At 44.6% G+C, this 21,511-nt stretch carries 20 protein-coding genes; 8 read left to right on the forward strand and 12 right to left on the reverse strand.

Annotated elements, in window-relative coordinates:
- Positions 1-34: 34 nt before the first annotated feature.
- The 4 genes from JSY38_RS09345 to JSY38_RS09360 are packed head-to-tail and all read left to right on the forward strand — an operon-like array spanning position 35 to position 3,659.
- Positions 35-1,189, forward strand: coding sequence for an ABC transporter ATP-binding protein (locus JSY38_RS09345; protein ID WP_114410506.1), 1,155 nt, complete (start codon positions 35-37; stop codon positions 1,187-1,189).
- Positions 1,186-2,118 (forward strand): ABC transporter permease subunit, encoded by a 933-nt coding sequence (locus JSY38_RS09350; protein WP_114410507.1) that lies wholly within the window; start codon positions 1,186-1,188, stop codon positions 2,116-2,118. Before JSY38_RS09345 ends, JSY38_RS09350 begins: the two co-directional genes overlap by 4 nt.
- Entirely contained in the window at positions 2,118-2,927 is an 810-nt protein-coding gene (locus tag JSY38_RS09355; protein WP_114410508.1) for an ABC transporter permease subunit, read from the forward strand. Before JSY38_RS09350 ends, JSY38_RS09355 begins: the two co-directional genes overlap by 1 nt.
- A gap of 27 nt (positions 2,928-2,954) precedes the next feature.
- Positions 2,955-3,659, forward strand: a complete 705-nt coding sequence (locus JSY38_RS09360) for a glutamine amidotransferase-related protein (protein ID WP_205113029.1) — start codon at positions 2,955-2,957, stop codon at positions 3,657-3,659.
- 25 nt (positions 3,660-3,684) lie between these two features.
- Here the strand turns inward: JSY38_RS09360 and JSY38_RS09365 are convergent, their stop codons facing one another.
- The 3 genes from JSY38_RS09365 to JSY38_RS09375 form a co-directional block, all read right to left on the reverse strand.
- Positions 3,685-4,428: a siderophore ferric iron reductase gene (locus JSY38_RS09365; protein WP_205113030.1), complete on the reverse strand. Its 744-nt coding sequence runs from the start codon at positions 4,426-4,428 to the stop codon at positions 3,685-3,687.
- A 33-nt stretch (positions 4,429-4,461) separates the two neighbouring features.
- Complete coding sequence (locus JSY38_RS09370; RefSeq protein WP_205113031.1) at positions 4,462-6,600, reverse strand: TonB-dependent siderophore receptor; 2,139 nt, start codon at positions 6,598-6,600, stop codon at positions 4,462-4,464.
- Positions 6,601-6,721: 121 nt separating this feature from the next.
- The gene (locus JSY38_RS09375; protein ID WP_239543936.1) at positions 6,722-7,648 is read right to left on the reverse strand and encodes an AraC family transcriptional regulator; all 927 of its coding nucleotides are present in this window, start codon (positions 7,646-7,648) and stop codon (positions 6,722-6,724) included.
- Between the two features lie 162 nt (positions 7,649-7,810).
- Here JSY38_RS09375 and JSY38_RS09380 point away from each other — a divergent pair, with 162 nt between their 5' ends.
- Positions 7,811-8,944 carry an MFS transporter gene (locus JSY38_RS09380; RefSeq protein ID WP_205113032.1) on the forward strand — a complete coding sequence of 378 codons (1,134 nt, stop codon included), beginning with the start codon at positions 7,811-7,813 and terminating at the stop codon, positions 8,942-8,944.
- A 74-nt stretch (positions 8,945-9,018) separates the two neighbouring features.
- On the opposite strand, the gene gmhB is transcribed toward JSY38_RS09380, so the two are convergent.
- The 7 genes from gmhB to def form a co-directional block, all read right to left on the reverse strand.
- The gene (gmhB, locus tag JSY38_RS09385; RefSeq protein ID WP_205113033.1) at positions 9,019-9,576 is read right to left on the reverse strand and encodes a D-glycero-beta-D-manno-heptose 1,7-bisphosphate 7-phosphatase; all 558 of its coding nucleotides are present in this window, start codon (positions 9,574-9,576) and stop codon (positions 9,019-9,021) included.
- Positions 9,577-9,631: 55 nt separating this feature from the next.
- Positions 9,632-10,105 (reverse strand): Cys-tRNA(Pro) deacylase, encoded by a 474-nt coding sequence (ybaK, locus tag JSY38_RS09390; protein WP_114410514.1) that lies wholly within the window; start codon positions 10,103-10,105, stop codon positions 9,632-9,634.
- A 30-nt stretch (positions 10,106-10,135) separates the two neighbouring features.
- A complete protein-coding gene (locus tag JSY38_RS09395) occupies positions 10,136-11,584 on the reverse strand; it encodes a TrkH family potassium uptake protein (RefSeq protein ID WP_205113034.1) in 1,449 nt (482 codons plus the stop codon).
- A gap of 152 nt (positions 11,585-11,736) precedes the next feature.
- A complete protein-coding gene (trkA, locus tag JSY38_RS09400; protein WP_114410516.1) occupies positions 11,737-13,110 on the reverse strand; it encodes a Trk system potassium transporter TrkA in 1,374 nt (457 codons plus the stop codon).
- A gap of 403 nt (positions 13,111-13,513) precedes the next feature.
- A complete protein-coding gene (gene rsmB / locus JSY38_RS09405; RefSeq protein ID WP_205113035.1) occupies positions 13,514-14,860 on the reverse strand; it encodes a 16S rRNA (cytosine(967)-C(5))-methyltransferase RsmB in 1,347 nt (448 codons plus the stop codon).
- Positions 14,857-15,843, reverse strand: a complete 987-nt coding sequence (gene fmt / locus JSY38_RS09410; RefSeq protein ID WP_205113036.1) for a methionyl-tRNA formyltransferase — start codon at positions 15,841-15,843, stop codon at positions 14,857-14,859. Before fmt ends, rsmB begins: the two co-directional genes overlap by 4 nt.
- A gap of 85 nt (positions 15,844-15,928) precedes the next feature.
- Positions 15,929-16,444, reverse strand: a complete 516-nt coding sequence (gene def / locus JSY38_RS09415) for a peptide deformylase (protein ID WP_114410519.1) — start codon at positions 16,442-16,444, stop codon at positions 15,929-15,931.
- A gap of 233 nt (positions 16,445-16,677) precedes the next feature.
- On the opposite strand from def, the gene dprA reads away from it, so the two are divergent.
- Positions 16,678-17,949 (forward strand): DNA-processing protein DprA, encoded by a 1,272-nt coding sequence (gene dprA, locus JSY38_RS09420; RefSeq protein ID WP_205113037.1) that lies wholly within the window; start codon positions 16,678-16,680, stop codon positions 17,947-17,949.
- Between the two features lie 40 nt (positions 17,950-17,989).
- Here the strand turns inward: dprA and JSY38_RS09425 are convergent, their stop codons facing one another.
- Entirely contained in the window at positions 17,990-18,406 is a 417-nt protein-coding gene (locus JSY38_RS09425; RefSeq protein ID WP_114410521.1) for an RNA-binding S4 domain-containing protein, read from the reverse strand.
- Positions 18,407-18,450: 44 nt separating this feature from the next.
- Here JSY38_RS09425 and cysQ point away from each other — a divergent pair, with 44 nt between their 5' ends.
- A complete protein-coding gene (gene cysQ, locus JSY38_RS09430; protein WP_205113038.1) occupies positions 18,451-19,299 on the forward strand; it encodes a 3'(2'),5'-bisphosphate nucleotidase CysQ in 849 nt (282 codons plus the stop codon).
- 125 nt (positions 19,300-19,424) lie between these two features.
- Here the strand turns inward: cysQ and JSY38_RS09435 are convergent, their stop codons facing one another.
- On the reverse strand, positions 19,425-20,009 hold the full coding sequence (locus JSY38_RS09435; RefSeq protein WP_205113039.1) for a TetR/AcrR family transcriptional regulator: 585 nt from the start codon (positions 20,007-20,009) through the stop codon (positions 19,425-19,427).
- Between the two features lie 132 nt (positions 20,010-20,141).
- Between JSY38_RS09435 and fabF the strand changes: the two genes are divergently transcribed.
- The gene (gene fabF, locus JSY38_RS09440) at positions 20,142-21,410 is read left to right on the forward strand and encodes a beta-ketoacyl-ACP synthase II (protein WP_205113040.1); all 1,269 of its coding nucleotides are present in this window, start codon (positions 20,142-20,144) and stop codon (positions 21,408-21,410) included.
- The last annotated feature ends 101 nt before the right edge of the window (positions 21,411-21,511 follow it).

The following is a 21,511-nucleotide window of genomic DNA, read 5'->3' on the forward strand; positions in this document are numbered from 1 at the left end:
TCTTGAATACTTATCATGCTGACTGGTGTGTTTTATGTCTGTGTCTTCTGTTTCTCCCATCGTTACTACTCAAACGATGCCAACTTGGCGTCAAAAAGACGCTGAGCCTTTTGTTCGCATTGAACAAATCAATAAAACATTCGGAGACTTCACTGCAGTGAATAATGTTTCTCTGGATATTTATAAAAATGAACTCTTCTGTCTGTTGGGTGGGTCGGGGTCGGGTAAAAGTACGTTATTGCGCATGTTAGCGGGTTTTGAATCTCCTACGTCGGGTAGCATCATCATTGACGGTGTGGACATGTCGAATGTTCCGCCATGGGAGCGCCCAGTTAATATGATGTTCCAGTCTTATGCTTTGTTCCCGCATTTGACCGTCGAAGCAAACGTAGCATTTGGTTTAAAACGTGAAGGTTTGCCAAGCCGTGAAGTAAAACAGCGTGTGGCCGATATTTTGGAAATGGTCCAGATGGGTCATCTTGCTCGCCGTAAACCACATATGTTATCTGGTGGTCAGCGTCAGCGTGTAGCGTTAGCGCGTTCTTTGGTGAAACGTCCCAAATTGCTTTTGTTAGACGAGCCTTTGGGCGCGTTAGACAAAAAACTGCGCGAAGAAACACAATTCGAATTGATGCGATTACAAGATGAACTTGGTATCACCTTTGTAGTGGTAACACATGACCAAGAAGAAGCGATGACGCTAGCAACGCGCATTGGTGTGATGAACAATGGTGAAATTGTCCAAACCGCCGAACCTCATGAAGTATACGAATACCCAAATAATCGTTTTGTTGCTGAGTTCATTGGTAACGTGAATTTGTTTAGGGGCACTGTGGTGTCGGATGAGCGTGACAGTGCGGCGATTCAATGTGATGACACCAATGGCCTTATCGCTTTGGATCACGGCATCAGTTGCGCGCCTAATCAATTGGTAAATGTAGCCATTCGACCTGAAAAAATGCGTATAGCGCGCGAGCCATCCAGTGCGCAAAATAACTCCGCGGAAGGGGTAATTACGGAAGTGGCGTACATGGGGAGCCAGTCTATCTACAAAGTGCGTTTGCTGTCAGGTAAAGAAGTTCGTATCACACAACCCAATTCCCACCGAGATACCGGTGAGCGTCTAACATGGGATGATCATGTATACCTTTCTTGGGATGCTGACAGCAGCGTGGTACTAACATCATGATAAACGCATCTACCAATACAACACAGCTGACGCTGTTGCAGCGTTTGCAAACAATTCGCTTGGGGCGCTGGTTTGTCATTCTAATGCCAATGTTGTGGTTGGCGGCGTTCTTCTTTATCCCTTTTCTGGTGGTGTTTAAAATATCGCTTTCGGAGGCAATGATTGCGGTGCCTCCCTATTCTCCTTTATTGGAATGGGATCCAAACAACGCCTACGCGACGTTAAAAGTCACCTTTGGCAATTATTTGTTTTTGTTTGAATCACGTTTTTACTTAGACGCCTATTTAAGCTCTTTGCGCATTGCTGCAGTGTCGACTTTTTTCACTTTAATCATTGGCTTTCCGATTGCTTACCTTATCGCTCGTAGTGGTTCGATGGCACGTACAATATTGTTATCCTTGGTTATTTTGCCTTTCTGGACGTCATTTTTATTGCGCGTTTATGCTTGGATGTCGCTGTTGAAAAAAAATGGTTTGGTCAACGACACTTTGATGTCTTTAGGCTTGATTGATCAGCCATTGCAAATCTTACAAACGGATGTGGCTGTGTATATTGGCATTGTTTACACCTATCTGCCGTTTATGATTCTGCCGCTTTATACCACACTAGAAAAAATGGATATGAGCTTGATTGAAGCTGCGAAAGATCTAGGTGCTAAGCCATGGCGAGCATTTTGTTCTGTCACTTTACCATTGGCGAAACCCGGCATCATTGCTGGTTGTTTGTTGGTGTTTATTCCTGCGGTAGGTGAGTTTGTTATACCTTCGTTATTGGGTGGTTCAGACACGTTGATGATCGGTCGAGTTCTATGGGATGAATTCTTTTTAAACCGAGATTGGCCTTTAGCGTCTGCTGTGGCGATCATTATGCTGATTGTCTTGGTGGGCCCTATTATGTTTATGCGTAATGGCAACAAGGAGGCTCTGTAATGAAAAATCATTCTTTAGCTCTGAAGCTTAGTGCTGGCTTCGGCTTTTTGTTTTTGTACGCACCCATTGTTGCCTTGATCATTTACAGCTTTAACGAATCTAAACTGGTGACAGTATGGGGTGGGTGGTCACTCAAATGGTACGTAGAGCTGTTTCAAAATGAGCAGATTATGAACGCAGCGTGGGTGAGTTTAAAAATTGCTTTCATCAGTGCGACCTTGGCATCCATATTGGGCACGTTAGCTGGTTTTGTATTGAGTCGGATGGGTAAATTTCGAGGCAAAACCATGATGGCGGGCTGGGTAACTGCCCCTTTGGTGATGCCAGAGGTAATTACCGGCTTGTCATTGTTGCTGTTGTTTGTGGCGATGGAAAGTATGTTTGGTTGGCCCGCCGGCCGAGGCACTACTACGATTGTCATCGCGCATACGACTTTTTGTTTGGCGTACGTCGCTGTAGTGGTTCAATCGCGCTTGTCTTCGCTGGACGAGACTTTGGAAGAAGCCGCAATGGATTTAGGTGCTAAGCCGGTGTCGTTGTTTTTCTTGATTACCTTGCCATTGATTTCACCAGCGATATTATCGGGTTGGTTGTTGTCCTTTACGTTATCGTTGGATGATTTGGTTATTGCTAGCTTTGTTTCTGGTCCTGGTAATTCCACTTTACCTATGGTGATTTTCTCTAAAGTTCGACTTGGCGTTACGCCAGAGATAAATGCGCTAGCCACATTGATGATATTGGTGGTTTCTGTTGCCGTGATTGCAGCTATTTTTATCATGCGCCGTCAAAACCGATTCCAAAACCCTTAACCGTTGTGTTCTTGAGGTAAGTATTTAATGAAGATAGGAATTCTCGCAGCGGGCATTACGCCCGATGTATTGCGCTCTAAGTACCCTACATATGCGGAAATGTTTGCTGAGCAAATTGCCGCATTAGAGCCTGAGTTGTCATTTGAAATATTTGACGTTCGTTTGGATGAATTTCCAGACAGTACGGATAAGTGTGATGCTTGGCTGATTACTGGTTCTAAAGCGGATGCGTATGCTGATGAGCCTTGGATTATCCGCTTGTGTGAGTTCATACGTGCAGTGGATGCCAAAAGCCAAGTGTTGGTCGGCATTTGTTTTGGTCACCAAGTCATCGCACGAGCACTAGGTGGTCGCGTCGCTAAATTTGATGGTGGTTGGGGTGTGGGAGTTCATCATTACCAAGTTATGGATAATGTTAAGTCGCCTCTAACTCAGAAAAACATCGCTTTTTGTGCTTTTCACCAAGACCAAGTATTGGAAAAACCAGAAAAAATGACGAGTTTTTTGAGTAGTGATTTCTGCCAGTATGCTGGGCTCATTTATGAGGATCGTATTTTGACGTTCCAAGGTCATCCTGAATTTTCAAAGGCTTATGAAAACGAACTGATCGACTTATATGATGGTGTGACATTGACTCCTGACGTCGCTGCGAAAGCGCGCCAAACGGTTGCTGATGAGTCGATAGACAATCAGCAGCTCATGGCTTGGGTAGGACAGTTTTTAAAAGGTTAATGGGCTTTAAGCAACTTGTTAGCGGCTAATGGCTAATAAGTTGCTTTTGTTTGGCACTTCTTGTGTGCAGTCTTGGACAGTTTCCGCAGAGCTCTCCGCCATCACGACGGAAGTGTAAGCAGCACGTGTGACGAACAAAAATAGGCGAATCTTTTTCTTGTCGGCGTAGTCCAGCAAGCGGTTTCAAGGGTAAATTCATCGCTTCTGCCCAATCTCGAAAATTCTGCTCAAGATTGAATTTCTGATCAATAGGTAGCAAGTTACCTATGGCGATCAATGCACTCATTACCTGATCGGCCAGCAAGCCTTTGTAAAGAGCAGGTCTTCCGCCAAAGGCATTAACATGCGCGTTTTCAAATGACTGAAAAAGAACCGTTAGCTGTTCACAAATGCTATTTATCAGAACCTCCTGACTTCCCTCCTGCCATATTCCATCCTGTAAAAAATACCCCGCGATCATCTCACCGTTTTGCTTTTGCTCTAAGTCTTGTAAGCGTATAGGCACAGCTTTAAGCTGATAGACGCAAATCATTGCCAGATAAATCGGCTGCCAACAGACTAATCCCCAAGATCTTATACGCCAATAAGGCGCACCCGTTTCTGGGTGCGCCTCTTGTAATGTGCTATGCAAAACTTGCAGTGCGTGTTCTGGATTTTTGGCAGACACATTGGTTGTGTTTTGCTTCTCATTAGAGACACTTTCTTCTCCGTCCAGTACGGCAATATAAGATCTGGCAGTGGTGAAAAGACGGTCTATAAGCCTTTCCATGTTTCTTTACCTCTCAGTTTTGCTATGTGATATCTAAAATTCATAGCGGGCGCTGACTTCGAAGGCTCTTTCGTCGCCGAACCAGCAGTTAGATTCGTCGTAGCAGCTGTAATAGGTTTCATCAAATACGTTACTCATGGAAAATCTCACGCTGGCGCCTTGCCATTGCTTAGACAGCATAGCTAAGTCGTAACCTATGGATAAATCGACCAAGGTGTAAGACGGTACGGTGTTCGAATTTGCTGCGTCGAGCTGCATTTGACCAACATAACGAGCGCCGGCCCCAAATGATGCGCCAGCTAATTTTCCTTCTGTTGGTGCATAGGTTAACCAAGTATTGAATTGCTTTTTAGGCACCCAAACTGGTGTGTTACCTTCTATACCGCTGTTATCTTTGGTTACTTCTACATCTTGCAGCGTATAGGCGGCTTTTAGGCTGATATCGGATGTAAGTGCTTGCTGTAATTCAAGCTCTATACCACGAGAGCGCATTTCTCCTACTTGAATTTTGTCGTACGCAGAACCATTCGGATCACGAGTGAGCACCTTACTTTTGACGATTTCAAACGCCGTTGCACTGGCGGTGATGTTTCGTCTTTTGTATTTTAGCCCTGCTTCCCATTGTTCGGCTGTGGAGGTATCAAACGTTTTACCATTTCGGTCTGCGCCAGTGATAGGTTCGAAGCTTTGCGCGTAACTAACAAATGGCGCTATGCCATTATTAAACTCGTACAGAGCGCCAGCTCGGCCACTAAATTGGCTTTGATCGACTTTGGTATTGGTTGTCGCGCCGTATTTTCTGCCCTTTTCAGTCGCTTTGAATTGATCGTAGCGGCCACCAGCAATCAGTACCCATTGATCAAGACGTATTTGATCTTGCAGATACATGCCTGTTTGTTCTTTGTCGATTGTGAAATCACTGCTGTAGCCTGACCCTGCAAAGTTTAGGTTATCTCTAATAATCTGCTCGTGATCTGGGTTATATAGATCGATGCTAGGCGCCAAAGCATCTTCGTAGATCACGTTTGACTTAAGCTTTAGGTAATCTAAACCGACCAAAATATTGTGCTCGGCATTGCCAATGTCAAATAATCCAGAAAATTGGCTGTCTATATTGATGCCTTCGGATTTTTCGTCTGTGAGATAGGCGCGACGGTTTAAGGTTCTTTCATCGCTGTCTAGCGAAGAAGAATAGGTGTTTTCTTGGTAGGCTTTTGCTGTGGTGAAACGAGTATTTTGTAAAAAGCGCCAAGTATTATTGATGTTGTGATCGAGTTTATAACCCAGCAATAGCACATCTCTGTCATAAGTTTCCCAGTTCGTATCACCTGAATAGGCATCAGAAGGCAGCTTTCCATTAATACTGTTATAGACAGTGCCTTTCGATGGCAAGGAGGAATAGACGCCCATTTTGGGGTCCTGTTGGTAATACATATTGAGGTTAAGCATAGTGTCATCACTGATCTTCCAATCAATAGAAGGCGCTATCATGATGCGCTCTTCTTCTGAGGTATCGGCTTGCCCATCTTTTTGGCGAAATAGGCCCACGACACGATAGTTGAGTTTATCGTTAATGGCGCCAGTGCTATCGATCTGTGTTTCGCGTTTACTGTCGCTGCCTAATGTTAATTCCACACTATGTTGGCTGTCTGACTGCGGTACTTTACTGATTAGGTTTACCATGCCTCCAGGAGGCATAGCGCCATACAGAGTTGAAGTTGGGCCTTTGAAGACTTCCACTTGTTCTACGGCAGCCATGTCGATTTGTGGCTGTAGATTCCAGTCGTTATAAAGTAGTTGCAGTCCATCATAGTAGGCCTTGTCGTTCTTGAAGCCTCGAATATTGAAAAAATCTAATCGAGTCACTGCGCCGCCACGTAATTCGGTGTTAATACCAGAGGCATAGCGAACGGCTTCTGCCACCGTTTCTGTACCTCTTTGCTGTAATGCGTTTTGATCTATCACTGAAATCGCTTGTGGTGTTTCTTCTGTGTCTAATTGGGTTTTAGTTGCGGTATTACGGTATGTCTGTCCTGTCACCACAAGAGCGTCTAATTGACCTTCTAGCCTTGTGTCACTTGTCTCTGATACGTTTGCTGCAAGAGATAAAGGCGACGCTGAAGTCGTTACTAAGGTAAGCAACGAGAGTTGTAAATGCACAGACAGTTTCATGTTAACTCCGAGAATAGAATAAAACAATATTGATAATGAATCTCATTCTATTTTCATTGAAAATATAAAACTTAACCTTTTGGTGCATCTTCAATTAGTGGGAGAAAGTATCGGTTGAAAATTACCTTGGTTTGATTGGTAGCCAATACTCCATGTAACTCTGCGGATTGTTTGGGTCATAATCAGGCTCGTAAATTTCTAATTCATAGCCTTGCACACCGTAATAATGAGATTCAGGCAACCATTGGAAGATAAACCACTCTAATGCTTTTTCAATAGCAGTAGCTTTTCCATGAACAGGAATGACAGCGTATTCTTGAAGTGGCACCTTCACCGTATCTAATGTGGCATTAAATGGCTTGGCACCATTAAACGTGGTTGGGGATGATGCTTTGATTGGTTCTAAGTACCCTGCCCAATACAGCATTTGATCGGGATGTAGAGCATGGTCTTGTGTATCAATTATACCAATGGGCCGAGCGCCTTTCTTTATGTCTTCTATTTCAGCCATGACTGTAGACCAAAGCTGTGGAACTCGTTCTGAAAAATCAGGGGTAGAAGACAGTAATCCTCGAATCCAATCGCATTTACCTTGAACTTGAAAGGCATCGTGGCTTTCAATGCGTATTTGTGTGAAGGACTGTAGTGTCTCTGTTTTGGTTTTATTGGGGCGTCTGTATTGTAGAGGAGTACGTAATCCATGACGCTTCCCACGTTGGCGATAATCTCTTGGGGTACAGTTGAACATTTGTTTAAAAGCCCGTGAGAAGCTTATTTCTGAGTCAAAACCACATTGTATTGCAATATCTACGTGTCTAGTTTTACTCGATAGCAACAGTTCGGCAGCTTTGCTTAAACGTAATTCCCTAATGTACTGGGCAACGGTAAGGCCTGTCGCTTGCCCAAAAACGCGTTGAAACTGCCACCTTGACCAGCAGCTTTTTTCAGCTAAGTTTGTGACATGGATCGACTCCTCCAGATTCTCGTGGATGTAGTCTAAAACCTTTTCTATGCGAGTGAGTCTGTTTTGATATGTCATGGCTGTCATTATTAAAATAATAACCATTATCATTTAATTGGTTACAAAAGCCAACTTCTTCTAAAGCTATTTATTATTCCCTTTCTCGAGGCTATTAATTAATCAAGTTGCATGATTAAATCCAACTCATCTTATATCGTTCAAAATAATGTCAGTAATGGATTTTCCCCGATGAAGGAAATAGCTCGTACTGCGCTTTATTGCGCCATGTTTATTGCGGTTGGTGCGGTGGCCGGCGTTCTTGGGCCGAGTTTGATTTACTTGGCGGATTTGATCGATGCCTCGGTAGCTGAAATATCCATAGTGTTTAGTGCCCGAGCAATCGGCAATATTCTTGGCGCTCTATTGGCAGGCCGAATGTTTGACCGCTGGCAGGGTCATCACTATCTGATTCTCATGCTGTTGCTGATGATCGTCGGTTTGCTGTTAGTGCCCTTCTCGACCAGTTTGACGATGTTGGTGGTATTGTTTTTCTTGCTTGGCGCCACAGAAGTGTCTGCTAACGCTGGTGGCAATATGATGATGCTGTGGCTGCACAAAGATAAAGTGGGCTCTTATGTGACCATTTTGCATTTATGCCATAGTGCTGGCGCTATGTTAGCTCCATTGATTTTGGTCTTTGCTCAATGGGCGACAGGACAAACTTATGGCGCGGGTTATTGGATGATTGCCATATACGCTTTGTTGTTGCCTTTGTTTTTATGGAAACAACCGAGCCCAACTTTCGAAGTTCGAGCCAGTGAAGTCGTTCCTGAAACAAAACAAAAAGCCACTTTCTTGGCGTTTCTGACAGCCATGTTTTTGTATGTGGGATTTGAAATTACCATAGCTGGTTGGATCAGTACGTATGCAGTTCTGTCTGGAGAGGATCAAAACACTGCGGCAATTTTAGTGACCTGGTTTTTTGTTAGCTTATCTCTAGGACGTTTATTTTCGGTATTCTTATTGCGATTTATTACCCCAGGGCAAGGTATTTACGGTTTGCTGCTAGTGAGTTTAACTGGAAGCCTGATGATGATTTTCTCTGATGTATCGCTGGTGTTTATCGCCTTGTGGTTAGGATTGGGTTGCTCTGCTTTTTTCCCTATGCTGTTTTCCTTTGGCAACAGCATTATGGCACTTAACGGCAAACGCACAGGCTATGTTTTTGTGTGTTGTGGATTGGGTGCGCTAGTGGCTCCGTCTTTAACTGGTCCCATTCTTGAAGCCTTTAGCGCCTCAGCGTTTCCTTATCTGTTATTAGCTTTGGTGGTATTAATTACCTTGAGTTGGCAAAGGTTGGCTGTGATGACTCGAGGCCGTTAGGCACATAAAGAAACAGCATGTTAGTGAATACTTGCCAACATGCTGTTTTCTTGGTTGCGAGTTTGTTACTCTGCTTAGCTGTATTTGTGCAACGTCGCTATGGTGAATGCGGCAAGATCAGTATAGACATTGAATGGGAAGTCTATCGTCTTGTACTGCGTCTCACGCCCCTTTCCTGTTAATACCAATATTGGTGCACAACCGCGAGCATTTCCTGCCTGAAGGTCTCGTAGAGAGTCTCCGACCATGATTGCTGGGTGCTCTTCAAATGATAAGCCAAGCTCTGCTTCAATCGCTTCAATCATGCCGCTTTTGGGCTTGCGGCAGTTGCAGTCATCATCAGGTCCATGGGGGCAATATTGAATGCCGTCTATTTTGCCGCCCTCTGCTTCTACCAGTGTTGTCATTTTATCATGCATGGCTTGCAGAGTGACTTCGTCATAATATCCGCGAGCAATGCCTGATTGGTTCGTCACCACAAAGACTTTAAAGCCCGCTTTGGAAAGTGCAGCGATGGATTTGATACTGCCTGGAATGGGCAGCCATTCTTCTACTGATTTCACATAAGCATCTGAGTCTTGGTTAATGACGCCATCTCGGTCTAACAGAATAATAGGTTTAATTTGCGTCATGGGGAGAAATGCCTTTTTGAATTGAGTTATATGATTGGCAGTGGAATTTTCGCTGCTATTTTGTTTCGCCAATCGCTGCGAAAGTGGTATTTCGACAAGCGAGGCTAAGGTCGTTTGGTGCAAGGCCGATCTCTAATCCTCGTTGTCCTCCGCTAACATAGATTTTTTCAAAAGCTTGGGCGCTTTCATCGATACAAGTGACCAGGCTTTTCTTTTGCCCTATTGGGCTGATACCCCCCACCAAATAACCGGTAAGGCGCTCGGCACCTTTAACGTCTGCCATATGCAATTTTTTTACGCCTAGTGCACTGGCGGCGCGTTTTAAATTCAAAGTACCCGTTACTGGAACAATGGTGACGAAGGTGTTTTTGTCATCGGTAACAAGCAGTGTTTTGAACACGCAAGCAGGATCAAGGTTCAGTTTTTCTGCCGCCTCTTCTCCAAAATTAGAGCACTGTGGATCATGTTCGTATTCGTGAATACTAAACGCAATCTTCTGTTTTTTAAGTTGGTTAATCGCCGGTGTCACTGTCTTAATCCTTCTAACATTTATTGCTTTCTATTTTTGCCAAAACATTGGAGTGAACAATACCAACAAGGTAAAGACTTCCAAACGACCCAATAACATAGAAAAACACAGCATCCATTTTGCAGGATCACTGACATTTGTAAAGCTAGAAGCGACGTCGCCTAAGCCCGGACCTAGGTTATTCAGCGTTGCTGCAACGGCAGACCAAGCCGTAACTTGATCCAATCCTGTTGCCATTAGACCAATCATCAGTATCACGTAAACTAGCAAGTAGGCTGAGAAGAAGCCCCATACTGCAGATACGACTCGCTCATTGATTGCCTTACCGCCAACCTTAACCGGAATGACCGCATTTGGGTGAATCAATCGTTTGATCTCACGCATACCTTGTTTGAGGATTAATAGGATACGAATCACCTTCATGCCGCCACCTGTCGAACTGGCACAGCCACCGACAAACGAGGTGACGATCAATAAGAAAGGCAAGAAATGCGGCCAGCTAGCGAAGTCCGATGTGCCAAAGCCGGATGTCGTTGCGATGGAAACACTCTCGAATACCGCATAGCGAATCGATGTACTCCAATCGTAAGTCGATGTCATGGCAAGCACGAGAGTCGACAAAATAACCGTACAAGACAGTATCAATAAAAAGAAACGTGCTTCAGGATCTTTAAAATAATGCCATACACTTTTGTGACGCCAAGCGTAGAAATGCAGTGCGAAGTTGAATGCTGAGACAATCATAAAAAAGGTACAAATCATTTCGATAGCGACACTATTGAAGTAACCGATACTCTCATCATGAGTTGAGAAACCGCCTATCGCGACCGTCGAAAAACTATGGCAAATGGCATCGAATAAGCTCATTCCTGCAATCCAATAACCCAAAGCACAAACGCTGGTTAAGGTCGCATAAATGTACCAAAGCGCTTTTGCTGTTTCGGCAATACGAGGCGTGAGCTTGGTGTCTTTAACTGGCCCAGGCGTTTCAGCCCGATACAACTGCATACCACCGATACCCAGCATTGGCATAATGGCAACGGCCAATACGATGATACCCATACCGCCTAACCAAGTAAGTAGCTGTCGATAGAACAGTATAGACTGAGGCAAAGCATCGATGCCGATGAGAATCGTAGCCCCTGTGGTGGTGAGTCCTGAAATCGATTCGAACAGCGCATCGGTAAAGCTTAAGTCTGGTGTTTCCGCTAAGAAGAACGGCACCGAACCGAATAAGCCCAATACCGTCCAAAACAATACCGTTACTAAGAAACCATCACGAATTTTTAATTCGCCACGTTCATTACGAACTGGAAACCAGAGTAAAAAGCCGCCGATTAAGTTGATGCCTAACGCATAAAGAAACGCGTTTAGCGCGCCATCAGAATAAATCAAAGAGACAATGATTGGCGGAATCAGTGACACACTGAATACCATAACCAATAATCCGATGACTCGTAAAATAACACTAAAATGCATACTTGCTTCCTAGAGCCTGACAATTTTGTGTCGTCAGGTCTGCGTTAAAATTCTGATGAAACCCTTGTTCGGTCTCTTGTCTGTTTTACTGTATTTCTCATAAACGTCTTGTAAAAGCCATAACCATTGAAGTGTTACCGCTATAAGTTCGGCTAGAAGAAAGTCAGCCCCACTTGGAATAGTTGCTCCACAGCGGGTATTTGCTTCTTGTTGGTTACGAAGATTATGACGTGATCTTCTGCCTGAATTACTAACTCACTGGTGGCGACGATCAAATCTTCTTCACGAACGATGGCTCCAATGGTCGCCCCTTCAGGTAAATTCAAATTGGCAATGCTGCGGCCAACCACTTTCGAAGAACGATAATCGCCATGAGCAACCGCTTCTAATGCTTCCGCAGCACCTTTACGCATCGAGTGAACATTCACCACATCTCCACGTCGTATATAACTTAGCAGCGAACTGATGGTGGTTTGTTGGGGCGAAATCGCAATGTCGATCATGCCTTCTTGAACGATGTCGACGTACGCAGGGTTATTGATGATGGTCATAACGGTGCGAACGCCAAGTACTTTTGCCAACATAGAAGACATAATGTTGGCTTCGTCATTATTGGTTAAGGCACAGAATACATCGGTGGATTCGATGTTTTCTTCAAGCAGTAATTCCTGCTTAGACGCATCGCCGTTGAGCACTATGGTGTTGTCCAATGTCTCAGATAAATAACGGCAACGCTCAGGGTCCCGTTCGATGATTTTAACGCGGTACTCTTTTTCCAAACTCTGCGCTAAACGCTCACCAATATTACCGCCGCCAGCGATGATGATGCGTCGATAAGGAACATCCAAAGGACGCAATTCACTCATCACATCCAATACGTCACGTTGAGCGGTAAGAAAGAAAACTTCGTCGTTGGCGTGAATATGTGTGTTGCCGTCAGGAGAAATAGATTTACCATCACGATAAATGGCTGCTATACGAGTTTGAATGGACGGCATGTGTTCTTTCAAAAAGCTTATAGGCTGGTCGATGAGTGGACCGCCCTTTTCTGCTTTCACCACCACCAATTGAACTTTACCTTCTGCGAACTCCATTACTTGTAACGCACCAGGATAACGGATAAGTCGGCTTAGATGTTTCGTTACTTCTTTTTCTGGGCTGATTCGAACATCCATTGGGATGGCTGCGTCAGCAAACAATTCTGGGTAATGAGCATAGGCACTTGAGCGAACACGCCCAATTTTAGTTGGTGTTTTAAATAGCGTATGAGCAACCTGACAAGCAATCATATTTGTTTCGTCTTGGTTGCTTACTGCAATCAGCATGTCTGCGTCATTACAGCCAGCTTGGTTTAATACATCAGGGTGCGAACCACTACCCTCAACCGTTTGTATGTCGAGACGGTCTTGCAGCTCTCTAAGGCGAGTTAGATCTGTATCAATGACGGTAATATCGTTATCTTCACTTGCTAAGTTTTCAGCAAGTGTCGCGCCGACCTGGCCCGCACCTATTATGATGATTTTCATAGTTTGCCTTTATGCACCTTAGAGAAAGCGTTGTTTGTTGTGAGCTCGAGACTGATTGCCAGAGTGTACTTTTTACTCGAATTCAGTTGTACAAGTTTACCCACATAAAGATCATTATTTAACTTGAAGTTGCTAAATAGTCGTAATTAATTTTCTTGATTCTATGGCTTAGCTGTTGATGGGTTTTAAGGATTGTTTTTGGCTAGTGTTAAAGTAATCAAATGGCGAAAATATAAGTAAGGACATTATGCTTTTTGAATCTCAAGGATTGGGCTCTATTTTTCCATGGATACAGAGAGAAAAAAGCTCAGTAAACTGTGTTCCATGTGAAACATTTTACTGAACTTATTAATAAAACCTTCATTATCTCAATAACTTGACTGTGCCCATATGCGGCTAGGAGCTAGGATTTCTGGAGTAGGCAATAATAGAAACCATCGTGACCTTCAATGGCTGGGAATAATTGTCTACCGTGGCTAACGGGAATGCCCCACTCTAACTTAAATTCAGACGCTAAGGTATTTATCGCAACTTCTTTTGCGTCAGCTTGATTCTCAAGAAGATATTGTATCTGTTGCTCATTCTCTTCCGGCATTAAAGAACAGGTTGCATATAACATGTAGCCGCCTGATTTTAGCGTGGTCCAAACCCTACTAAGGATTTCTCGCTGAATAAGAACAAGCTCATCGATATCTGCTGGCTTACGATTGATTTTGATGTCTGGATTCCGACGAATAACACCAGTTGCTGAGCAAGGAACGTCTAGCAGTATCTTGTCGAAATGTTCACCGTCCCACCATGATTCTATTTCACCAGCATCGGCGCAAATCAAATGTGCGTTATAGCCTAGGCGCTTAATGTTAGACTCAATTTTCTCCATACGCCAAGGTTCTAGCTCAACGGCAGTTAGGTCGATACTATTGCCTTTTTCTAGTAGGTGTCCGGTTTTACCTCCTGGTGCTGCACAAGCGTCTAATATTTTTTCTCCTGCTTTAGGGTTCAAAATGTGCGCTGACAATTGGGCCGCTTCATCTTGCACACTTACAAAACCTTCCTCGAAATTAGGTAACTCTCCAACTCGTACTGCATTTTTGAGGTACAGAGCTGAGGTAGAAAAGTCTCCCGTGCTGGATTTTATGCCTAATTCGTTAAGCTTCTCTTGATATGTTTCACGTGAAACTCGGCTTTCATTAACTCGAATGCACATTGGTGGATGTGTGTTACTAGCATCAACAATTTCTTCAAACTGTTCTGGCCAATGTTTAATGAATCGCTTAAGTAGCCATTTTGGCTGATTGTATTCAACGGATGGCGTTGACTCAAGGTTCATAATAATTTCATCAGCTTCGCGTTGGTAACGTCGCAAAACGGCGTTTATTAATTTGGTTGCCCAGTCTTTTTTAAGCAGTCGGCACGACTCTACGGTTTCATGAACGGCCGCATGATCTGGCGTATTCATATAGCTTAATTGGTAAAGACCTAAAAGTAAGGCGGCATAAAGATCTGTGTCCTTTTCTTCGAAAGGGTGAGCCAATAAATGCAAGGCGATACTGTTTAGCTTTGGGTACTGACGACAAACGCCGAAGCATAATTCTTTTAACAAGGGGATGTGTTCGCTAGCGACATCGGCTTGGCGTCGAGCAAGCTGAGTGCTAAGTGAACCTTGCTGAAGCAAAATGTTGGTGATGACCTCTATCGCAACTTGTCGCGCACTGTGCTGGATGGATGGTGTGCTGTTAGTTTTATTCATGCTACTTGCTCGTGTAGGCCTAGGCGTTGCCCAATTTCTAGGGCTGTTTTGTGTTTGCCATTAAGTGCGTCCTGAACTTTCATTCGCTTGCCGCCAGCAAATTGGATTTCAGAAATTAAGATAGATCCTTGCCCTGTTGCAACAATAACGCCCTCTTTGCTAACGACTAAGATATCACCTGGCTTGGACGCTTCATCGCTAACGCTGGCAATGTATGCGGCATGGATTTTCATCACTCCTGCAAGGCTATTTGTATAGGCTACAGGCCATGGTGACAGACCACGAATTTGACGTTCGATCAATTCTGCCGTAGATGCCCAGTTCACCTCACCTTCTTGTTTGGTTAACTTGGCTGCGTAGCAAGTAAGGTTTTCGTCTTGCTGCTCTGAAATCAATGTGCCTGCTTTCAGTTTCTCTAGGGCTTCAATCAATGCGCTACCACCCAGAACCGCTAAGCGATCATGCAGTGTTGCAGACGTGTCTGTCGGCTTGATATCGCAGTGTGCTTTTAACAGCATGTCACCCGTATCTAAGCCCACATCCATTTGCATAATGGTGATGCCAGTCTCGCTGTCACCAGCAATCAACGAACGATGGATAGGAGCTGCTCCGCGCCAGCGAGGCAGCAAAGAAGCATGAACATTGATGCAACCTAGCTTTGGTGTGTCTAAGACAACTTTTGGAAGAATGATGCCATAGGCAGCAACAATCATAATGTCAGCATTTAATGCAGCAAGCTGTGCCTTGTCTTCTTCTAGCTTGAAATTTAGCGGTTGATAAACGGGAATGTCGTTGGCGATAGCAAGTTGCTTCACAGGGCTTTGAACCAATTTCTGACCGCGTCCTGCTGGGCGATCTGGCTGAGTATAAACGCCGACTATGTCATATTGCTTTTCTGATTTAGAGTCTAAGACTGCTTGCAAGCTAGCCGCTGCGAATTCTGGTGTACCAGCAAAAACGATACGAAGTGGAGAGGTTGACATAAAGGTTCCTTAACAAAAAATCAGGCCAAAGCCTGATTTTATAATACGAGTATCAATGTTCTTTTGGTTAAAAAGAGTGATCTTCTTAACCTTGTTTCTGAGCCAGTTTATGGGCTTTTTCTAGTTTGCTTTTAATGCGGTTACGCTTTAATGGCGACAAGTAATCAACCATCAATTTGCCATCAAGGTGATCTACTTCATGTTGCACACAAACGGCCATTAACTCATCAACTTCCAATGAGAAAGCTTTGCCGTGACGATCTAACGCATTGACGCGCACTTTAGCTGCACGATAAATGTGCTCGTAAAAGCCCGGGACAGATAAACAACCTTCTTGAAATTCGTTGGCTTCGTCGTCTAATACTTCAAACTCTGGATTTATAAAAACGATCGGCTCGTTACGTTCTTCAGAGAAATCCATTACAACGAGACGGTAATGATAGTCCACTTGTGTAGCCGCCAAGCCCAAGCCATTTTCGTCGTACATGGTATCTAACATGTCGTCGATTTGAGTTTGTAGCTCAGCAGTGAATTCGGTAATAGGTTCAGCAACTTTGCGTAAGCGTTTGTCTGGGTATTCAAGTACAGTTAAAACAGCCATGATCTTTTCCAACGATGTGTCTTTGTTCATGAGTGGAGACGTTCTCCCCAACCCTTTTCATTCTGTCTATTGTAACGCAAGTCTGGCTATTGAGCAGTCTTCTCGTGGCGGTTTTTTGGCCAATATGATTGAATAGCCTCAATAGCCAAATACTATTTATTTTTGGTTCAATATTTTTGTTAACTGTTTGGGCAAGGAATGCTCAAGATTTATTCGCAAGGAAGCTGTTTATCATGTCGATTTCTAATGCCTCAGGTTTGTCCAAAACCGATTGGCTATGCTTGAGTTTCTTGTCTGGCATAGGACCATCTCGTTTATCACGTCTTTATACTTACCTCAGTCAACTGGATCAGCCTTCATCGACAGATGAACTGGACACTATATCTTTGTTCAACCGATCTGATGAGGCAGGTTCTACTCAGGCAATTACGTATGATTTACTGATTGCTCTTAAATGGCCAGAGATTACTGCCCGTGAAGCGATGGCTTATTTTTCTGCCGGGACTCTTAACAAGGAACAGGAAGGCAAGCGTGATGAATCGTTAGCTTGGCTTGAAGGTCACAATCACCACTTGGTGCTGCAAGAAGATGGCTTCTATCCAGCTGCACTGAAAGAAATTACTGTTGCCCCCGCTTTTCTTTATGTGGAAGGTAATCCTGAAATATTGGCACTGCCAAAAATAGGCATTGTTGGTGCGCGTAAATGCAGTCGTTATGGGCGAGATATCACCTTGCAATTTGCCGAACAATTATCTGATTGTGGTATTTGTGTTGTCAGTGGTGGTGCAATGGGTGTTGATACGGCTGCTCATCAGGGGGCGTTAAAAAGCAAAACCACACCGACTATTGCAGTGATGGGGACGGGCTTATTTCATCGCTACCCGAACCATAACCGCCAGATGTTTAATGAAATCCTAGAGCAAGGTGGTGCATTAGTGAGTGAATACCCACTATCAACTAGTCCTAGGCCGCATCTGTTCCCTCCTAGAAATCGAATTATTAGTGGCTTAAGTATGGGCGTGCTAGTGTCAGAAGCCTCGATAAAGAGCGGTTCTCTAATTAGTGCCAGTTATGCAGTGCAGCAGAATCGAGAAGTGTTTGCTCTCCCCGGCCGTTTGATTGACCCGCATTCTGAGGGCTGTCATCAACTGATTCGACAGGGTGCGACTCTAGTTCGTCATGTGGACGATATTTTATCTGAGTGCTCTGGGCTACCGGTATTATCCGAGAAAATAAGCGAGAAAAAGCCCTATTCACAAAGTAGCAATCAACATATTGATATTGCGCCGAGAATTTCTTCAGGCCGATTTAATCCTTTGCCGGAATCTACATCCGATAATGCGAAAGCTGTCATTGCCGTAATAGAGCAAGAAGCCCAAGCGATGGATTTTGATGCTTTGATTCGCCATACCAAAATGGATGCGGGGCTGATGATGCAGGTATTAATGGAGTTGGAACTGGTGGGTTGTTTAGAAAATCGAGAAGGTCTTTATTGCCGGAGTTGAACGGGCACTACTGACCTTCTCTTGAGCGTCGAGCTATTAGTTAGATGTCGCTAAAGATATCTTTCTTGAGCTGCTTAATATCACGGCGCTCTTTTTTGTTCGGCTTGTGGTCGGACATGATTCGGCCGCCGAAGGATTTGTTTTCAAGAGCACGTTTTTCTCTTTTTGCGATCGATGCCGCTGTTTCTTCATATAACAGTTGAGCCTCTGGCGCACCACGGCGCTGTTCGCTAACCGCTTTGACTTCGACGACCTTTTCGTCCCAACCAAGACGTATACCAACTAAGGCGCCAACTTCCACATTCCGACTGGCTTTACCCTTGCTGCCGTTATAAGACACCTTGCCACCATCGATTGCGTCTTTACAAAGTGAACGCGTTTTATAAAAACGTGCAGCCCAAAGCCACTTATCTAAACGAACGGCTTGTGGTGCCGACTGCTTTTCTGGTTTACTCATAAAGAATGCGTTGATCCTATTCTGTTGTCATATTTGAGGCTGTTATGCAGGACGTTAGTAGACACCCAATTTTCCAAGCTCTCCAAAAAATCATACACGATGCTGCTGATGCGATCATGGATATTTATCAACGTGCTGATTTAGGGATTGAACAAAAAACGGATGACAGTCCTGTCACTGCGGCAGATCTTGCGGCCCACAGAGTTATTCTAGCAGGTTTGCAGGCATTGACGCCTACTATTCCAGTTCTGTCCGAAGAAGGCATTGTAACGTACGAAGAGCGCTCTCAATGGCCTATGTTATGGATTGTCGACCCTCTAGATGGTACCAAAGAATTCATCAAGCGTAATGGCGAATTCAGTATTAATATTGCCTTGGTTGAAAACGGCGCGCCGATTCTTGGCGTGGTGTACTTACCTACTACAACTGAAGGCTATTTTGGTGTGACTCAGTCATGGAAAGATTTACCAGTAGGCGCCTTTAAATGGCAAGGTGATGAATACGAAAGCATCAATGTTCGCGAACCACGCGAACCTATCATTGCCATGACAAGCCGAAGTCACGGCCCTGCTCTTCCCGCCTCGCTGAAAAATAAATTAAAGCAAAGTTACGAGCAAGTGCGAGAGTTGCCAAAAGGCAGTTCAATCAAAGGCTGTCGAATTGCGGAAGGCATTGCCGATTTGCATCTGCGTCGTGGCCCAACCAGTGAATGGGACACCGCCGCTCAACAAGCCATCATCGAAGCCGCTGGCGGAATGCTTGTCACACCGGATGGAAAGCCCTTTCGTTACAACCAAAGAGAAACCTTACTCAACGGTCACTTCTTTGTATCGGGGGCTGAACTCGCCCCCTATGTGATGAACTGGTATCTCGAAAATGGGGAAGAAGAGTAAGCGTTACTCTTCTTGTCCTTTCCTTTCTACGGCCAAACCTAAGCACTCTATCTGATTGTTTCACGTGAAAAAATAAATGTGTTTACTATGATCTATAGTGAACACTCAAACTGAAACTTCCTAAGTTAACACTTTGCTGTGCCGTTCAGTCGATTGACGATGCGTTCTTGGGCGCGTTTTAAAAAGTCGGTTTGCAGTGGTTTGTCAAACGATCGTGCAATAGCGACGGTTCCCACTAATGAAACCACTGTCTCTTCCGCTAGCGCTTCGGCTTCTTTGTTACCGCGTTTTTTTAGGATCTCAGTAAGACGTTCGACTAGGCTATCAAAACACGCTTGGTAGGCTTGTCGAACTTTCTCTTCTTTGTGTGCCGCGTCTGTGACTAAAAACTCCAATGGCGATGGATGTTCTTTGTCATTTCGTCCCCAGCTAAGGTAGCGAGTCACTAGTGCCTTGATATGGGTTTCTTTTCCTTCGGTCTGTTTGTCGTCCCTCGCCCAAAAAGCGTTGGAGGTAGCGAATTGCATGGCCGCTTCATATAAGCTGCTCTTACCAGAAAAATGCGCATAGAACGCACCGTGCGTCATGTTGGCTTTTTTCATAATTTGATTCAGCGTGACGCGATCAAAGCCATGGGAGCAAAATAGTTTTGCTGCCGCTTGTAATATTCGTTGTCTAGTTTGTTCTTTGTGTCTTGGCGTGTAAGACATAGTTAACTAAACCTCCTCGTTGACTGACACTTTCTTCGATTATAAATCGGATTCTAAATATTATCTTGATCATATATAGACTCACTCTAGCATGGTGACTTTCTTTCTGCTGAAACTTAAGAGGGTTATCTCATGTCGCTTAAAGAACGAATTGTTATTACTGGTATGGGTTTGGTGTCACCGCTGGGTTTAGGCGTGGCTTCGGTTTGGGATAGGTTGATTCGCGGTGAATCTGGTATTCGCTCATTACCAACGACTTTATCGGAAGGGCTAAATACGCACATTGCGGGGCAAGTTCCTAGCCAGACAGAGCAAGAAAATGGTTTGAACGAGTCTGACTATTTGTCCCCTAAGGATCGAAAACGCGTTGATCTATTTACCTTATTTGCTCTTGCTGCTGCCGAAGAAGCCTTAACACAGGCCAACTGGCGACCAATGACTGCTGAAGACCAGGAAGCCACCGCTACCATCATTGCAACGGGGATTGGCGGTTTGCCAACCATTACTCAAGCGCACACGACATTAATAGAGCAAGGTGCACGACGTTTGTCGCCATTTACGGTTCCTGCCTTTCTTGCCAATCTTGCGGCGGGTAACGTTTCGATTAAATATGGATTCAAAGGACCAATAGGTACGCCAGTAACAGCGTGTGCCGCGGGCGTGCAAGCGATTGGTGATGCTATGCGTCTGTTGCGTACGGGTGAAGCGAAAGTGGCCCTGGCTGGCGGTACGGAAGCCTGTATTGATCCTCTGTCTTTGGCTGGTTTTGGTGCCTTGAAGGCGCTTTCTACGAGAAATGAGGATCCTGAAAAAGCGTCTCGCCCTTTTGATAAAGATCGTGAAGGCTTTGTCATGGGGGAAGGTGCCGGCCTTGTTGTGCTCGAAACGCTTGAGCATGCTTTGGCTCGCGGTGCCACTCCATTGGCGGAGATCGTTGGCTATGGCACCAGTGGTGATGCGTATCATCTGACATCAGGTCCAGAAAGTGGCGAAGGCGCTGCTCGCGCTATGCAAACGGCTCTGACTATGGCGGGCATTTCAGCTGATCAAATTGGCTACGTGAATGCGCATGCTACGTCAACGCCTGTGGGTGATCGTGGAGAGATTAACGCCTTGCGTAGAGTGTTTGGCGAGAAGGTGACAGAGGTAGCGATTTCATCGACGAAATCCGCAACAGGCCATTTGCTGGGTGCTGCCGGCGGCGTAGAAACGATTTTCAGTGCTCAAGCCTTGATATCTGGTATCTTGCCTCCGACGCTAAACCTTGAAAATCCAGAAGACAGTATGGCCGATTTGGATCTTATCCCATTGGTTTCACGTGAAAAAAATGTCGAGTACGTGCTGTGTAATGGCTTTGGTTTTGGTGGCGTAAACGCAGCGATTATTTTGAAGCGTTACTAATCTATAGAGCAATTTATAGGGCAATTTATCGAGTAAATTGAAACAAAAAAGGCGACTCAATTTGTAAGAGTCGCCTTTTTAATATCACTGTTCTTGAGTAT

The organism is Marinomonas foliarum (assembly GCF_016906065.1).
Classification (GTDB): Bacteria; Pseudomonadota; Gammaproteobacteria; order Pseudomonadales; family Marinomonadaceae; genus Marinomonas; species Marinomonas foliarum.

Coding starts and splice junctions, on each gene's coding strand:
- trkA (WP_114410516.1), bottom strand. CDS start 13,110: ATGAAAATCATCATAATAGGTGCGGGCCAGGTCGGCGCGACACTTGCT.
- JSY38_RS09370 (WP_205113031.1), bottom strand. CDS start 6,600: ATGAAACTGTCTGTGCATTTACAACTCTCGTTGCTTACCTTAGTAACG.
- JSY38_RS09360 (WP_205113029.1), top strand. CDS start 2,955: ATGAAGATAGGAATTCTCGCAGCGGGCATTACGCCCGATGTATTGCGC.
- gmhB (WP_205113033.1), bottom strand. CDS start 9,576: ATGACGCAAATTAAACCTATTATTCTGTTAGACCGAGATGGCGTCATT.
- def (WP_114410519.1), bottom strand. CDS start 16,444: ATGGCTGTTTTAACTGTACTTGAATACCCAGACAAACGCTTACGCAAA.
- JSY38_RS09365 (WP_205113030.1), bottom strand. CDS start 4,428: ATGGAAAGGCTTATAGACCGTCTTTTCACCACTGCCAGATCTTATATT.
- cysQ (WP_205113038.1), top strand. CDS start 18,451: ATGCAGGACGTTAGTAGACACCCAATTTTCCAAGCTCTCCAAAAAATC.
- dprA (WP_205113037.1), top strand. CDS start 16,678: ATGTCGATTTCTAATGCCTCAGGTTTGTCCAAAACCGATTGGCTATGC.
- JSY38_RS09435 (WP_205113039.1), bottom strand. CDS start 20,009: ATGTCTTACACGCCAAGACACAAAGAACAAACTAGACAACGAATATTA.
- JSY38_RS09350 (WP_114410507.1), top strand. CDS start 1,186: ATGATAAACGCATCTACCAATACAACACAGCTGACGCTGTTGCAGCGT.
- JSY38_RS09355 (WP_114410508.1), top strand. CDS start 2,118: ATGAAAAATCATTCTTTAGCTCTGAAGCTTAGTGCTGGCTTCGGCTTT.
- fabF (WP_205113040.1), top strand. CDS start 20,142: ATGTCGCTTAAAGAACGAATTGTTATTACTGGTATGGGTTTGGTGTCA.
- JSY38_RS09395 (WP_205113034.1), bottom strand. CDS start 11,584: ATGCATTTTAGTGTTATTTTACGAGTCATCGGATTATTGGTTATGGTA.
- JSY38_RS09380 (WP_205113032.1), top strand. CDS start 7,811: ATGAAGGAAATAGCTCGTACTGCGCTTTATTGCGCCATGTTTATTGCG.
- JSY38_RS09375 (WP_239543936.1), bottom strand. CDS start 7,648: ATGACAGCCATGACATATCAAAACAGACTCACTCGCATAGAAAAGGTT.
- JSY38_RS09425 (WP_114410521.1), bottom strand. CDS start 18,406: ATGAGTAAACCAGAAAAGCAGTCGGCACCACAAGCCGTTCGTTTAGAT.
- fmt (WP_205113036.1), bottom strand. CDS start 15,843: ATGTCAACCTCTCCACTTCGTATCGTTTTTGCTGGTACACCAGAATTC.
- rsmB (WP_205113035.1), bottom strand. CDS start 14,860: ATGAATAAAACTAACAGCACACCATCCATCCAGCACAGTGCGCGACAA.
- JSY38_RS09345 (WP_114410506.1), top strand. CDS start 35: ATGTCTGTGTCTTCTGTTTCTCCCATCGTTACTACTCAAACGATGCCA.